This is a genomic window from Gilliamella sp. LMG 34359, assembly GCF_984569085.1.
In genome coordinates this window covers 1,224,266-1,240,110 of the sequence record NZ_OZ474906.1, presented here as the reverse complement: position 1 = coordinate 1,240,110, position 15,845 = coordinate 1,224,266, and the positions used below count along the sequence as shown (strand labels likewise).

Annotated in this window: 15 protein-coding genes and 1 pseudogene; 4 read left to right on the top strand and 12 right to left on the bottom strand. The window is 35.5% G+C overall.

The window, feature by feature from the left end; translation table 11 throughout:
- Positions 1-166: 166 nt before the first annotated feature.
- The 3 genes from AC5LXV_RS05760 to AC5LXV_RS05750 all read right to left on the bottom strand — a co-directional run bounded on the left by AC5LXV_RS05760 (position 167) and on the right by AC5LXV_RS05750 (position 1,882).
- Positions 167-481 (bottom strand): hypothetical protein, encoded by a 315-nt coding sequence (locus AC5LXV_RS05760; protein WP_493467619.1) that lies wholly within the window; start codon positions 479-481, stop codon positions 167-169.
- Between the two features lie 317 nt (positions 482-798).
- Positions 799-1,044, bottom strand: coding sequence for an AraC family transcriptional regulator (locus tag AC5LXV_RS05755; protein ID WP_110434313.1), 246 nt, complete (start codon positions 1,042-1,044; stop codon positions 799-801).
- 343 nt (positions 1,045-1,387) lie between these two features.
- A complete protein-coding gene (locus AC5LXV_RS05750; RefSeq protein ID WP_493467618.1) occupies positions 1,388-1,882 on the bottom strand; it encodes a hypothetical protein in 495 nt (164 codons plus the stop codon).
- Positions 1,883-2,744: 862 nt separating this feature from the next.
- Between AC5LXV_RS05750 and AC5LXV_RS05745 the strand changes: the two genes are divergently transcribed.
- The 3 genes from AC5LXV_RS05745 to AC5LXV_RS05735 all read left to right on the top strand — a co-directional run bounded on the left by AC5LXV_RS05745 (position 2,745) and on the right by AC5LXV_RS05735 (position 6,321).
- Positions 2,745-3,317 (top strand): RNA 2'-phosphotransferase, encoded by a 573-nt coding sequence (locus AC5LXV_RS05745; protein WP_110434316.1) that lies wholly within the window; start codon positions 2,745-2,747, stop codon positions 3,315-3,317.
- Positions 3,318-3,708: 391 nt separating this feature from the next.
- Positions 3,709-4,881: a M20 aminoacylase family protein gene (locus AC5LXV_RS05740; protein ID WP_493467617.1), complete on the top strand. Its 1,173-nt coding sequence runs from the start codon at positions 3,709-3,711 to the stop codon at positions 4,879-4,881.
- A gap of 15 nt (positions 4,882-4,896) precedes the next feature.
- A complete protein-coding gene (locus AC5LXV_RS05735; protein WP_493467616.1) occupies positions 4,897-6,321 on the top strand; it encodes an MFS transporter in 1,425 nt (474 codons plus the stop codon).
- Between the two features lie 170 nt (positions 6,322-6,491).
- On the opposite strand, the gene mnmE is transcribed toward AC5LXV_RS05735, so the two are convergent.
- From mnmE to AC5LXV_RS05720, 3 genes are all read right to left on the bottom strand, one after another.
- A complete protein-coding gene (mnmE, locus tag AC5LXV_RS05730) occupies positions 6,492-7,853 on the bottom strand; it encodes a tRNA uridine-5-carboxymethylaminomethyl(34) synthesis GTPase MnmE (RefSeq protein ID WP_493467615.1) in 1,362 nt (453 codons plus the stop codon).
- Positions 7,854-7,978: 125 nt separating this feature from the next.
- Positions 7,979-8,581 carry a YdcF family protein gene (locus AC5LXV_RS05725; protein ID WP_493467614.1) on the bottom strand — a complete coding sequence of 201 codons (603 nt, stop codon included), beginning with the start codon at positions 8,579-8,581 and terminating at the stop codon, positions 7,979-7,981.
- 11 nt (positions 8,582-8,592) lie between these two features.
- On the bottom strand, positions 8,593-9,144 hold the full coding sequence (locus tag AC5LXV_RS05720; RefSeq protein ID WP_493467613.1) for a DNA-3-methyladenine glycosylase I: 552 nt from the start codon (positions 9,142-9,144) through the stop codon (positions 8,593-8,595).
- Positions 9,145-9,390: 246 nt separating this feature from the next.
- On the opposite strand from AC5LXV_RS05720, the gene AC5LXV_RS05715 reads away from it, so the two are divergent.
- The gene (locus tag AC5LXV_RS05715) at positions 9,391-10,755 is read left to right on the top strand and encodes an MFS transporter (RefSeq protein ID WP_110434322.1); all 1,365 of its coding nucleotides are present in this window, start codon (positions 9,391-9,393) and stop codon (positions 10,753-10,755) included.
- A 109-nt stretch (positions 10,756-10,864) separates the two neighbouring features.
- Here the strand turns inward: AC5LXV_RS05715 and gorA are convergent, their stop codons facing one another.
- The 6 genes and pseudogenes from gorA to tatA all read right to left on the bottom strand — a co-directional run bounded on the left by gorA (position 10,865) and on the right by tatA (position 15,810).
- Positions 10,865-12,217 carry a glutathione-disulfide reductase gene (gene gorA / locus AC5LXV_RS05710; protein WP_493467612.1) on the bottom strand — a complete coding sequence of 451 codons (1,353 nt, stop codon included), beginning with the start codon at positions 12,215-12,217 and terminating at the stop codon, positions 10,865-10,867.
- 164 nt (positions 12,218-12,381) lie between these two features.
- A complete protein-coding gene (locus tag AC5LXV_RS05705; RefSeq protein ID WP_110453704.1) occupies positions 12,382-12,861 on the bottom strand; it encodes a hypothetical protein in 480 nt (159 codons plus the stop codon).
- Positions 12,862-13,028: 167 nt separating this feature from the next.
- Entirely contained in the window at positions 13,029-14,453 is a 1,425-nt protein-coding gene (gene hldE / locus AC5LXV_RS05700) for a bifunctional D-glycero-beta-D-manno-heptose-7-phosphate kinase/D-glycero-beta-D-manno-heptose 1-phosphate adenylyltransferase HldE (protein WP_493467611.1), read from the bottom strand.
- A gap of 41 nt (positions 14,454-14,494) precedes the next feature.
- A complete protein-coding gene (gene tatC / locus AC5LXV_RS05695; protein ID WP_493467610.1) occupies positions 14,495-15,259 on the bottom strand; it encodes a twin-arginine translocase subunit TatC in 765 nt (254 codons plus the stop codon).
- Positions 15,260-15,273: 14 nt separating this feature from the next.
- Positions 15,274-15,597: pseudogene (gene tatB / locus AC5LXV_RS05690) on the bottom strand (Sec-independent protein translocase protein TatB); the annotation flags it as partial.
- Between the two features lie 3 nt (positions 15,598-15,600).
- On the bottom strand, positions 15,601-15,810 hold the full coding sequence (tatA, locus tag AC5LXV_RS05685; RefSeq protein ID WP_110424093.1) for a twin-arginine translocase TatA/TatE family subunit: 210 nt from the start codon (positions 15,808-15,810) through the stop codon (positions 15,601-15,603).
- Positions 15,811-15,845 lie beyond the last annotated feature (35 nt).

Genomic DNA, 15,845 nt, shown 5'->3' with positions numbered 1-15,845 from the left:
GTATATCTTTGTATATCTTTATTATTATTTTAATAGTTCCAGTTAACATTAAAGCCTAATGCTAATGGATTGGTGTGGAAACCTTTGGGTTTGTGAATCGGTTTGCCGGCAAAAAGGTCATAATAAAAACCATAATTATTTCCTCGTATGCCTATTACGCCACCGGTTAAATTCTGCCAGCCAGATGAATAAGCTTATTGACAGGTTTAAGCCACGGTGAGTTATCTATTTCCAATAATAGCGCTTGATTAACGTTAAGGTATAAAGGCTCAGTTGGAAAAATAACTTCACTGGTCGCGGTAATGGATGTTAATAAATGGATGTCTAGCGATGAAGGGATTAAGGTATCTGGCAGTGCTTTTTCATGCGCTGGTTGATGGATAAACGGTTGTTCACTAAATTGCTGCGTGGGCGGCGGTTCGGCTAAGGCAACCGTCGCGGGTAGAACAATGAAACTCCATGCAAATAAATAGCTTTTCATTAATAAATCCATAATATTAACAATGAAACATCATCACACACAAATTTATACCGAACTATGCTAACATTAAATCAATTCAATGTCGATGCAAAAATTGATATTCATCATTTTACCATTTTTTTTAATATTTTATTTAATGTGATTTTACAGGCAAACCCCGTTCTATCCACCCTCGTCGACAGTAATCAGCAGAAAAATTGGTGTTAATTCATCTTAAGTTTTGTTAATTGAGTTTGGTTAAATTATGAATAGTTTAGTTTTAGCCATAGTGCTATAGATAAGGAAAGAGGAAAAGTCTAAGGTATTGCAAACTTCCATTATTCATATATTAAATTGACTGTAGACCAATGGCAAAGACATGTAAAAGTAGCATCATCAAGTTTCTTGATTTTAAGATGACTGATGTGATCTATTTCGCTAGTATATTTACCTTTCAATATGAAAGACAATTCATGGAAATGATAATCACTTATTTTAGTTTCAGCAATTGCAAAACCTTTTTTTAGTAGCGTATTAACTAAGGTTTCGATTGGCTTACAAACGGCTATTTTATCTACTTGCATGGTATGCTACTTTTATATTGATTAAAAAATAATAAGCCAATTAAGGTTAATTTATTAACTTTCATATCATTATCATCTATATTTATGCGTTTTTTTTCTGTTGGGTTAATCTCTTTTTGCTATTACTTATATTGTTTTATTAATACATTTTATTGATGAAATAAACAACCATTATTCTTAAATACTTTATCAGCAAATCTGCGTTTATATAATCCACTATATTGCGAATTTAATATTTCGGTAGATTATTTATTAGAGTTTGTTTGGCTAATTTTTTCAACATATTTCTGACTAAACTATCATTTTAAATTTGCATACCTATTAACCAAATTGGTTTTTAGTTCTAATAGGGTATTTTTTTAATACTTTCTAACCAAGTACAATAATAATTTTTTTGCTCGTTAATAGTGACTATTTGTTTTATATCCTCTTCTGGCGCAAAGAGACTGACTGTAGGTGTACTATAATCAACCCTCTGACCTAAACTAAGTTTCATGGTTAATAAAGTGTTAGTTAAAAACTTAACCATATAATATTGGGCACAACACCCTTTAATTAACATTTTGATATTATTGATTGTTGTTAAGCTATATAGTTTATAAAAAGTGTCAAAAGTTCTAATATCTTCTGTTTTGAAAATTTTATCGTTAGCATCGATATATTCCATTGAAACAATATCATATAACCCCTGATAGCTATAAGGTTGGTTGCTAGAAAGATCTATGATGGTTGGGTTGTGTTTTTTTTCACTCCAGACATTAATTACCGCATCGATTATTACATGTTGTGAATCCACACATTTGATTTTAAAACAGTTAACATTATCTCTGTTATACATTTTTTACCTTTAACTCCTGAAATAATTTAGATTTAGTTATCTCCATAAAATAGTTGCCTTAAAGATTTAACGCTTTAATCAAAAGCTGCTTTTATTTTACGATTAAAGTAGTTTACAATTTTAGAGAATACCCTTCGATCGACTTTAAGCGCAATAATTTATTTAACACCTTTAAATTTAATAACCCTTTTCTATCATCAAGGATTATAGCATTTAAACCTAACCAGCTTTTTTCATATAAATACCACCACATTTTCCAATAGAATAAATTATAAAAATCATATAATTATTCTCTTGTTAAGATTGTAGATAAAATTTAGGTTTGAAAGATAATAATATGATTTTTACCGAGATGACGAGCAATATTATTAAAAAAAATTTATTTGTTTATTTTATTTCGTTAATTTCGACTATAGCATATCTACATTATCACTATTATCTAGTGAATATCGCAATTATATTAGGCCAATCAATCCGCAGAAAAATCAACTAATAGTTGTTTTAAGAATGCAATATTTTCTAGCTTTTGAATATCAATTGAATATTTGCAATGAATAATAGACGCTAGTTATTTATCAAATAAAGATTGTTAATCCTTTTGAGAGATTAACGCAAAAAACTATTTAGCATAAATCGGTAAAAGGTTATTCATAGTTGCAACAGGCAACTTTTAAAAAAGGGCAGCCGATATTTTGGTAAAAAAAATTTTAGAACGTACACAATTTGATTAAAGTTTGGCATTTTATGCTTATATCGCATTGATAGTTTTCAATATTTTTATGATACATACAAATATATCTTGTATTACAGTTAATAAAAGCTAGAATCGAACTTATTATTTAATAGTACAAATATTTAGCATATGAGTAAAAAAATAAATATCAAGTGCACAAGTAAAGATTTAGTGAAGATCAGTAAATTTTTAAGCTATGTTTTAAGGCATAAGCCAGAGTCTATTGGTATCACATTAGATAGTGATGGTTGGGTTGGAATAGATGTTTTAATTCGGCAAGCGAAGAAACATGGTATGCAAATTTCTCAAGAATTAATTACCGAAGTCGTTAGAACCAATGATAAAAAACGCTTTACCCTCTCCGAAGATGGTTTAAAAATTCGTGCTGCTCAAGGACATTCGACTAGTCAAGTTAACATTGCTCATGTAGAGAAAATCCCACCTGAATATTTATATCATGGTACCGCAACCCGTTTTCTTGATTCTATTCAACAACAAGGTTTGATTGCCGGCGAACGTCATTATGTTCATCTTTCAATTGATACAAAAACAGCTGTAGCCGTTGGTAAACGTCATGGAAAACCAGTTGTATTGAAAATTAACGCGTTAGCAATGTTTCAACAAGGTTTTAAGTTTTATTTGGCGGATAATGGTGTATGGTTAACCGAGAATGTGCCAAACCAATTTTTAGAGGAAATTTAAATTAAATCTGCATAACTGAAAAAATAATTGCCAGTCATTTTGTAACATAAGTTAATTAGTCTATTACCCGTGCTTAGATTAATTAAGCAAAAGCATCTCGGTTCGTTAAATCTATTTTTTAGAATCGCTAATAATGTGGTTAGTTAACCGCATTTTTTCTCACTTTTTGATGATAATCCATATTATCAGGCAACTACGACTTCGCAATTTTCCAATATCACATGATAGAAATAATCGACATCGACAAAATTAGGGGTTATTGTATATTTGTTCATCTATGCGGTTTTAGTGATTGAGTTGTTTGAGGATTTCAATTTGATCTAAGCACAGATGTGTTGTCTCCCTTCTTTTTATTGATAACAACGATATTCGGGTTAATTAGGAGCCTAAAATGCAGCATATTATGGAAACGATTAGCAAAACAGAGCAAGAGTTTATTGATATTCGCCATCAAATTCATCAACATCCTGAATTAGGTTTTGAAGAGCATAAAACCAGCGATTTAGTGGCAAGTAAGTTGGCTCAGTGGGGCTATGAAGTACATCGTGGTTTAGCAAAAACCGGGGTGGTTGGTGTTTTAAAAAATGGTACTAGTGATAAAAAAATTGGTATTAGAGCCGACATGGATGCGCTACCTATTGTTGAAGCCTCAGGAAAACCATGGAGCAGTCAAACCCATGGCAAATTCCATGGTTGTGGTCATGATGGACATACGACTATTTTACTGTGCGCAGCTAAATATCTTGCCGAAACCCGTAATTTTGATGGCACGTTACATGTTATTTTCCAACCAGCAGAAGAGTTATTGTATGGTGGCAAAGTGATGGTGGATGATGGTCTGTTTAAACAATTTCCTTGTGATGTTATTTTCGGTATTCACAATATGCCAGGTTTTAAAGAAGGTCATTTTTATTTTAAAACCGGTGCACTTATGGCCTCATCCGATACCATTCATATCAAGATTAAAGGCAAAGGAGCTCACGGTGCCATGCCTGAACGAGGAATTGATGCCACTCTTGTTGCCTGTTATATCGGCACCGCGTTGCAGAGTATTGTTTCTCGCAATGTTTCACCCTTTGAGCAAGCCGTTATCACGATTGGTTGTATTCAGTCTGGTGAAGCGCCAAATGTGGTGAACAGCGATGCACTTATGAAACTAACCGTTAGAGCACTGGATAATGATACCCGGGCGTTACTACTTAAGCGTATTAGCGAAGTTGCCACTTCACAAGCGGAAAGTTTTGGTGCCTCAGTAAAAATTGAGCATGTCAATGGTAGTCCGGTTTTACATAATGGTGCGGATGCAACAAAATTTGCCTTTGATGTTGCCCAAAAATTAGTCGGTAAAGATCGCGTTCATGATAATTGCCATCCTTTTATGGGTAGTGAAGATTTTGCTTTTATGTTAGAGAGTAACCCCAATGGCTGCTATATGATTATCGGTAATGGCGATGAACCCGGTTTTTGTAGTGTGCATAATCCTGGATATGATTTTAATGATAACTGTATTGTTACTGCGGCAGCATATTGGGTTGCATTAACGGAAACCTATTTAAGCAAATAAGGATTACGTGTAGCTATGTCAAATTTAAATATGTTAAATACTCAAAATTCAGCCATACAACAGTTTAAAAGTCATAACCGGTTAACATTCGGCATTGTATTAGGGGTGATTACTTTTTGGCTTTTTGCTCAGTCAATCGTTAATGTCGGGCCAGCGGTTCAGCACTCTATCGGTATTACCCCTGCATCGTTTAATTTAGCAGTAAGTTTAACCGCCCTCTTTTCTGGCTGTTTTATTGTGGTTGCCGGTGGACTCGCTGATCGTTTTGGACGAGTTCGCTTTACTTATTTGGGTTTTATATTAAGTATTATTGGTTGCCTTTGTTTGATCTGCGCACAAGGTGAAGTGCTGTTTATTACTGGTCGTATTATCCAAGGTTTATCTGCTGCCTGTATTATGCCATCGACTTTGGCGTTAGTGAAAACCTATTATCAAGGTAAAAATCGTCAGCGCGCATTAAGCTTTTGGTCGATAGGATCTTGGGGCGGTTCAGGTACTTGCGTGCTGGCCGGCGGTGCGATAGCAACCTATTTAGGTTGGCAATGGATTTTTATTATCTCTATTGTTTGTGCTTTGTTAGGTATGTTGTTATTGAAAGGGACACCAGAAACTAAAATTGACGATCCATCAAGTTTGCCTAAATTTGATTATGTTGGACTATTCGTTTTTGTTATCACTTTAGTTACGTTAAACCTTGTCATCACCAAAGGATCTACTTTTGGTTGGACTAGTGTAACGACATTATCACTCGCTATGATATGTTTGGTTTTTCTGATTTTATTTTTTGTTATTGAAAATCGCAAAGCGAATGGCGCATTTATAGATTTTTCACTGTTTAAGAATGTCCCTTATCGTGGCGCTACCTTATCTAATTTTCTGCTCAATTCTGTTGCCGGTACATTAATTGTTGCCAGTACTTATACTCAACAAGGGCGAGGCTTTACCTCTTTCGAAAATGGATTATTGACCATTGGTTATTTAGTTTCGGTTTTATGTATGATTCGAGTAGGTGAAAAGATCTTACAAAAAGTTGGTGCGAAAAAACCAATGTTACTCGGGCCGTTAATTACTGGTTCGGGTATTGCCTTGATGACGCTGACTTTGTTACCGGATATGTTTTATATTATTTCGGTGTTTGCCGGCTATATTTTATTGGGTCTTGGCTTAGGCTTTTATGCCACACCATCAATTGATACCGCAATAGCTAGTGCTCCAGAAGATAAAGTTGGTGTTGCATCAGGAATATATAAAATGGCAAGTTCATTAGGTGGTGCATTCGGTGTGGCGATTTCGGCATCAACTTATGCTGCAATTATTGCTAATGGGCAAAGCATAGCGATAGCAGCAGCAATAGGACTCTGGATTAATGTTGGTTTTTGTCTGTTATGCTTTATGTCAATTTTAATTTTAGTTCCAAGCAATGCGGGTAAGAATAAATAGATCAGCTTAACTTTTTATTATCTTAAAACTCATCATTGGGATGGAACTTTTAACTTCTATCCCTATTTTTTAAATGGCTAGATGAATTAAACCCATAATGCTTAGAAAGCAATATGGGCTTATTTATTGGAAATATTCTTTAAAGATGTAAATTTATGGGCTCGTTTTACTCATTTGCCTATACAAAATGAACTGAATATTCTTCCTAATAGATCATCAGAAGTAAATTCACCAGTAATTTCACTCAGCGCTTCTTGAGCTAATCTTAACTCTTCGGCTAAGAGTTCACCTGCATGGAATGTAATAAGTTGATATTGACCATTATTTAAATGCTCAGCTGCTTTTTCAAGTGCTTGCAAGTGACGACGTCGAGCTAAAAAACCACCTTCAGTACTACTCGTAAACCCCATAGCTTGTTTTAGATGCTCACGCAATAACATCACACCTTCACCCGTACGAGCGGATAATTGAATAAGTGCATATCCCTCTTCTTCGCTATAACCAAGTGCCTCACCGGTTAAGTCTGCTTTGTTGCGAATCACAGTAACCGGCATATTTTTTGGCAATCGCTCAATAAATTCTGGCCAAAGTTTTTCGGGATCGGTTTCATTCGTTGTTGTGCTATCGACCATAAATAAAACCCGATCGGCTTGTTCTATTTCTTGCCATGCACGCTCAATACCTATCCGCTCTACTTCATCACTTGCTTCACGCAGTCCAGCGGTATCAATGATATGTAAAGGCATACCATCAATATGGATATGTTCACGCAGTACATCACGAGTAGTGCCGGCAATATTGGTAACAATAGCAGCATCACGACCTGCCAATGCATTGAGCAAACTGGATTTTCCAGCATTTGGACGACCAGCAATAACCACTTTCATCCCTTCGCGTAATAGAGAGCCTTGTTTAGCTTCTTGGCGGACTTCGTTTAATCGTTGAATAACTTGATTAAGTTCTGCTTCTATTTTACCGTCAGAAAGAAAATCAATCTCCTCTTCCGGAAAATCGATAGCCGCTTCGGTAAAAATACGCAAATGAATCAAGGATTCAACCAGTGAATTAACCTTTTTAGAAAATACACCTTGTAAAGACGAGATAGCAGATTTAGCCGCCTGTTCTGAACTGGCATCAATCAAGTCAGCAATCGCTTCGGCTTGGGCTAAATCAAGTTTATCATTTAAAAATGCCCTTTCCGAAAACTCACCCGGCCTTGCGATACGCACACCAGAAATTTCTAAAATTCGCTTTAAAAGTAAATCTAAAATAACTGGGCCGCCGTGACCTTGCAATTCAAGCACATCTTCACCAGTAAACGAGTGCGGATTAGGAAAAAATAGCGCAATACCTTCATCAAGTGTCGAGCCATCGTTTGCTAAAAATGGAAGATATTCGGCATACCTTGCTTTAGGTAATTTACCTAATACTGCCTGCGCTACCTCTTGGGCTTTAGGACCTGATATGCGCAATATGCCCACACCGCCACGACCGGGCGGCGTTGCTTGCGCAACAATTGTATCTGATTTCATATTTGTTTATAGCTAATTTAAAGTTTGATAGTTAATAATATCATGGACGCTCGACAAAAACAGTAGTGACTACCGCTTTGGCCGTTATTCGCTAATTTTAGCGTATTTTATCCATTATTTCGTCGTTAATTCGCCGGTTTGGTATTATTACTAGGGTGGTCAAAGAGCCAAGAATTTGCCAATGCAAGTGGCTCGCGAATTAATGCAACATACCTATCACCATTATTAAAGCTTAATGGAGCAGATAAGCCAGATACATCATTAATTCCTGAACGTTTAGCCAGCATTATTGAACGTAAAATATGGAAATCATTAGTTACTACTACTGTTCTACCTAAAGGTAAAACTCGATTGGCAAAAATAAATTGCTCTGCAGTACGTTTGGATTGGTCCTCTTGATAAACTCGAGCAGCATTGATGCCGTTGTCGATAAGATATTTAGCCATCACACTTGCTTCTGTTGCTGATTCATCTAGGCCTTGACCTCCACAAACTATCACTTTGGTATTGGGATTATTTTGCAAATAATTAATGGCGGTATTTAATCTAATTTGTAAAGTAAGTGGAGCTTGGGCAGGTGTGCCAACCACCTGCGAGCCTAAAACAACTAAGGTATCAGCATTGGCGGCTGGTTTTTGTTTAGCAAAGATAAAAATAACAACGTTACAAATGATAAAATAAACTAATAGTGCTATTAGACAATATTTTATTAAATTGATAATTGTCATTAATTTTCCCCTTATTTTTTAAAACAATCTTCGAAATGGTCGTTAACTAACCCCATCGATTGCATAAATGCATAACAAATTGTTGTGCCAACAAATGTAAATCCTCTCTTTTTTAGGGCTTTTGACATTTTATCGGATATTTCTGTGCTAACAGGGACTTCACTTTTATCTTTAAAATGATTGATGATTGGCTTACCATCAACGAATGACCAAATAAATTGCGAGAAACTCTCATTATTATTTTGCATAGCTAAGTAGGCATGCGCATTTTTCACGATGCTATTAAGCTTTAAACGATTGCGAATTAAGCCTGTATTTTCAAGTAATAATTCTATATCAGTTGTGGTTAATTGGATAATTTTTTCCGGCTGAAAATTGAAAAAACATCGCCGATATTCGTCTCGCTTTTTTAATACAGTGACCCAAGATAATCCGGCTTGTTGTCCTTCAAGACAAATTTTTTCAAATAGTTTAAGGCTATCATATTGAGGATAACCCCATTCGTTATCATGATAATCAATATATAACGGGTCATTTGAGACCCAACTGCATCGTTTTGTCATAATTATTTCATCCTAAAATTTTCAAATCATTATAAACGATAACTAGATAGAATTATTATTTAATATCAATTTTTATACACACTATAAATCAAACAGGCATATCGTTATTGTTGATTAATTTTTTTTATGATTAAAAAAAAGAGTATATTTTATGGCAGAATGATCTTTCAATTTTAGCATTTAGTCAAAAAATGGATATTTTCTTTACTGACTATATTTACTTAACAATAAGAATAAGGTTTTTTCATGAGTCAATCTGAAATTAACGCTGAATGGCAGCCGGTCGCACGGCCATTGAATAGTAAGGATTTTAAAACATTAATATTGTCATCTTTAGGTGGAACGCTTGAGTTTTATGACTTTGTGATCTACGCACTATATATTGATACCATCGTCAAACCACTGTTTTTACCACCTACCTTGTCGCCATTAACTTTAGATTTATTTGCTTGGGGTATATTCGCTGCGGGTTATTTGGTTCGCCCTGTTGGCGGAATTATCATGGCGCACTTTGGAGATAAAGTTGGTCGTAAACAGATGTTTACCTTAAGTGTGGCGATGATGGCCTTACCTACTTTTATTATCGGTATTTTACCTACTTATGAAACAATTGGTATTGTTGCGCCACTATTACTGTTGCTGATGCGTATGTTACAAGGTGCCGCTATTGGTGGTGAAATGCCGGGAGCATGGGTATTTATCGCCGAGCACACGCCAAAACAGCGTTACGGCTTGGGCGTCGGTACATTAACTTCAGGCATTACCGGTGGTATCTTACTTGGCTTTTTCGTCACGATTATGGTTGATCTCTATTTTACTAGCCAAAATATTTTAGATTATGCATGGCGTATTCCTTTTATTATTGGTGGTATTTTTGGGGTTATTTCTGTCTATCTACGAAAATTTTTATCAGAAACCCCGATCTTCAAGGAATTAGCCGCCCGTAAAGCATTAGAAAAAAGTATTCCCGTTGTGACTGTTATAAAAAAACATAAAACAGCTTGTTTGATTGTCGCTTTATTAACTTGGTCATTATCAACCGCTATTATGGTTGGTATTTTAATTACCCCGGGTCGTATTGTCGGCGGTATGTATCATTTTGCTAATCTTGATTGGCGTATTGGTGGCTGTATTGCCGCTTTAACATTATCTATTGGTTGTGTTATTTCTGGTTGGTTAGATGATAAATTAGGTACAGCTAAAACAGTAATCCTGACTTGGGGCGGATTAGCTGTAGTAAGTATCTATTTTTATAGTTCATTAGCGCCAGATATGTCATTAACAAAACTTTATTGGATTTGGGCACTATTTGGCTTATTTATTGGATCGATCGCCATGACGCCAATTATCGGTACCAGAACATTTCCACCGGCTATTCGTTATTCTGGTTTATCGTTATCTTATAATTTAGCTTATGCGTTATTTAGTGCAATTACTCCTACATTAACTATCTATTTATTGAGCCCTGATCATATATTAGGTGAATATAGTTATCTTGGTGCAGGTATTTATATTTCAGCTGTAGCGATACTTGCCGTGTTAGTTGGTTTTTCAACATTAGCTCAAAAAGGTTGGCAGAATAACGCAAATAACAAATCAGTTAATTCATAAAGAAGAGCAATAAAAAACAGGGCGATTGCCCTGTTTTTTATTGAGGATATGATGAACCTAGAATGTATTAATATAGATGTATTAATATAGGTGTATTAATATGAATGTATTAACGCATTGTAACAAACTCTTCCGCTGCTGTTGGGTGTATAGCAATAGTGTTGTCAAAATCTTTTTTAGTTGCGCCCATTTTTAGTGCTACAGCAAAACCTTGTAAAATCTCATCCATACCATAACCAATACCATGAATACCGACTATTTTTTCTTGTTCGCCAATACAAACTAATTTCATTTTGCATGGTTGACGATGAGAAGTTACGGCAGTATACATAGCCGTAAATGTAGACTTATAGACTTTTACGTTTTCTGGCCCATATTGCAATATAGCCTGTGGTTCACTTAAACCAACAGTACCGATCGGTGGGTGAGTAAATACTACAGTTGGAATATTGCTGTAATCTAAATGTTCATTAGGTTTATTATTGAAAAGCCGTTCGGATAAACGCCGGCCGGCAGCCACGGCAACTGGCGTTAATGCCGCCGCACCGGTATCATCGCCAACCGAATAAATTCCCGCTACATTGGTGTTTTGATATTCATCAACAACTATAAATCCATTGCTATCAACCTCAATACCTGCCGCAGATAAGTTCATCTCTTTGGTTGCTGGCTCTCGACCGATGGCCCAAATTAAACAATCAACCGTATAACTTTCGCCATTTTCTAATGTTAACGTCAATGATTGGTCACTATTTTTACTAACAGAAGATGGAATGGCAAAGGTATGCAGATGCTGACCATCATTGGTTATCACTTCCATAAGTGTTTCTACGATTAACGGATCGAAAGCTCGTAATGGGGTACCTTGTCGAACAAATTGATGAGTCTCAGCACCGAGTGAATGTAAAACACTGGCAATTTCACAAGCTATATATCCGGCACCGACAACCGCCACTCGTTTAGGTAAGGCTTTTAATTCAAAGAATCCATCGGAAGTTATTCCATATTGCGCACCGGGAATATTGGGAATAGTTGGCTTACCACCAACCGCAATAAGAATATGATCGGCAGTAAAGTGCTCTCCATTGACATCAAGCGTTTTGCTATCAATAAATTTGGCATATCCATGGATCACATCGACATTATTATTGTGTAGTACTCGATCATAAGATTGATGAACACGATCAATATAAGCCGTTCGGCTTGCAATGAGTTTATCCCAATCAAAATGATTAATTGTCGTATCAAATCCATAATCAGGGCCATAGTGATTAATCGCTTCGGCAATTTGTGCACCATACCACATAATCTTTTTAGGAACACATCCAACATTTACACAAGTTCCACCCAATAATTTAGCCTCAATAATGGCACACTTTTTACCATACGATGCAGCTCGGTTAATTGAGGCAATACCACCACTACCACCACCGATAGCAATATAGTCATAGTGTTTAGTCATATAAAAAATCCTTAAAACAAATTAGCAATTGATGGTTAATAGCTTTGCATAAAGCCGACAATAAAAAAAGTATTAATTATGAAATTTAACGATAGTTATTAACTATTGATTAGTTTCGGAGAATAATTTTATTCATTAAGATAATAATATTGCTACTGATATGACTATTCCCCACATTTATTCAATGCCTGAAAATTGACAGGTTTAGAACTCATTTTTTCAGTAATCTCAAGATAACATTTTCTGTCTTCAAGTTTATATAAAATATTATATGTTTTACCCAATTCAGCGGTAAATTGGTGATATTTTGTGGTACAAGAAACTTTATCATCTCGTGATTTGCCAATAACCGTAACAAGTTTATTGGCTGGAGATTTAGTTTCAATTGAGGGAACGTATTTAGGATAAATATTAAATGGTACAATTTTATGTGGGAATACATAGCCAAGACTTTGAAAATTAGCGCAGTTGCTAGTTTTACCATCATAAATGTTTAAAGAAAAATAGGTAGGATAATAAGTTTCAGTGGTGAATATCAGTTCTGGATCATGGAGATTTGCTTCATAACGATATTTTTGAACAGGTACTCGATGACAAGCGACACTCATCAATATCATTAACAACACTGTAATTTTTAATTTCATTATTCTATTCCTTATTAGTCATTAAATAAATGATCTTTATTGATACTAAAATAAATCTTAATTGAGATAAAACAAAGATAAAAATAATGGAAAAAATTAAATAACAGTAATCATCTAGTTAAATTATTGGCTACTTAAATAAGTAGCCAATTACTACCAGATATTATTTATTGTTGTTTAATTTTATCAATGATATTAGTGGTGGAACAACCATCTTCAAAATTGAGGACTTTAACTACTCCACCGGCCTCAATAACTTCTTTTCCACCGGCGATATCTTCAGGTTTATAATCGCCACCTTTGACTAATACATCAGGTAATATACTGGCAATTAATCGTTGTGGTGTCTCTTCCTCAAAAGGAACCACCCAATCCACTGAATCTAACGCGCCCAATACTATCATTCTTTGCATTAATGGGTTAATTGGTCGGGACTGCCCTTTCAATTGTTTTACAGAGGCATCACTATTTACCGCCACAATTAAACGATCTCCAAGCTTACGAGCATTAGCAAGATAGGAAACATGTCCGGCATGTAAGATGTCAAAACAGCCATTAGTCATGACAATTTTTTCGCCTCGCAAGCGTGCTTTTCGAATCTCCTCTTTTAATTCATCTTCAGTCATCACGCCAAAACCATCCTCGGCACGAGCTCGGATGGCATTACTTAATTCTACTTGGGAAACCGTTGATGTGCCTAATTTACCTACAACCACACCCGCAGCAGCATTAGCTAAAAAACAGCTCTCTTCAAGTGATTGTCCTGCGGCTAATGAAGCCGCTAAGGTCGCTATTACAGTATCTCCCGCACCGGTAACATCAAATACCTCTTTAGCTTGCGTTGGTAGATGATAAACGGGTTTATCTAATTGAATTAGTGTCATCCCTTTTTCACTACGAGTGACAAGCAAGGCTTTGAGATCATATTGTTTGATAAGCTGGTAACCTTTTTCAATGATCTCTTGTTCTGTTTTACATACACCCACGACAGCTTCGAATTCAGACATATTTGGGGTCAATAATGTTACACCACGATAACGCTCAAAATCAGTCCCTTTCGGATCCACTAATATTGGCACATGTACTTTTTTAGCTTGTTTTATCATTGTTTGTACTGCTGTTAATGCACCTTTAGCATAATCTGATAATACCAATACTTTAGAAGTCGAAAGCGCGATATCAATACGTTCTAGAAGAGGCGTATGATCGACATTAGCAAAACCTTCCTCAAAATCAATTCTAATCAATTGTTGATTTCTAGATAAGACTCTTAACTTAGTAATAGTTGGGTGTGTTGAAACAGATACAAAATCACAATGAACATGACGTTTGGTAAGTTGCTCATCAAGCACTTTAGCCGGTTCATCGATTCCAGTGAGACCAATTAACCGCGCTTTACCACCAAGAGAAGTTATGTTCATTGCAACATTGGCTGCACCGCCAGGACGTTCTTCAAGAGAATTAATTTTCACAATTGGTACCGGCGCCTCTGGAGATATACGGTTGGTGCCGCCATACCAATAACGATCTAACATAATATCACCAACAACTAGAACATTTGCTAGATCAAACTCAGGAAGAGAAGTTTTCATTTTGTTATCCTATACTTGTATTGAGTAAATCACATATCAATTTATTGTTGATCAACACTTTCATCGTCATCTTCTGCTATGACTTTTTTTCTTGGTTGATAGAAGCGGGCAAAAAATGTCCCAATTTCAAATAATAAACAGATAGGTACAGCTAATAAAATTTGCGAAAATACGTCAGGAGGTGTAACAAACATTGCTACGGCGAAAACACCGACAATAATATAAGGCCTTTTTTTACGTAAATTTTTAGGGGTGGTTACACCAGTCCAACACAGTAAGATAATGGCAACAGGGACTTCAAATGCAAAACCAAAAACAATAAATAACGTCATAACAAAATCAAGATATTTAGTTATATCGGTGTTTATCGCAACATCAACTGGTGCCGTATGAATAAAAAAGTAAAAAGCGAGAGGAAATACTGCAAAATAGGCAAATGCAATACCAATATAAAAAAGTACCGTACTGGAAATGATTAACGGCATAATCAGCCGTTTTTCATGTTGATATAATGCCGGAGCAATAAATCCCCATACTTGATACAAAATATAAGGAATCGAAATAAAGATTGAAATAACTGCGGTCAGTTTGATCGGAGTAAAAAAAGGTGCCGCAATGTCTGTTGCAATCATACTGCTACCTTTAGGTAATTGGCTAATCAGCGGATTGGCAACAATATGGTAGATATCATTTGAAAAAAAGAGTAAGCACGCTAATACGAATAATATACAGATAATACATCGTAAGAGTCGTGTTCTTAATTCTACAAGATGACCTATAAGTGGTTGCGTAGCGTCGTCTGTCATAATTTATCTTTATCTGAATGAATTGTTGTATCTGTTTGGCTGACTGAATCAATCTCTTTTTGTAATGATTCAGTAACCCGTTTTAATTCATCAATGGATTCTTGGATTTCGGGTGTAAGCGTATTTAAACCACTTTGCTCTGCTTTTTTTAAGCTATCTTGTAACTCTTGTAGTTTAAGTTCTTTATTCAATTCTAACTGAACTGTTGCTGACATACGACGAAGTACTTTTATCCAGCCAGCGACAGTTTTAATTGCAATAGGCAGACGTTCTGGCCCCAATACCACCAGCCCGATAATTAAAACTAATAGTAGCTGACCAAAGCTAATATCAAACACAGGTTACTCTTTATTGGTATGGTTATCTTCAGATGATTCAAAATTTATGACTTTTTGTGAATCATCTTCTTTTTGATCATCATCGTCATTCATGGCTTTTTTAAAACCTTTAATTGAAGCTCCAAGATCAGAGCCCAATGATCGTAATTTTTTTGTTCCAAATAATAGGGCGATAACCGCTACAAATATGAGTAGCTTAGGCAAACTTGGCATATGACAACTACCTCCAAATGCTTAAAATAGTCAAA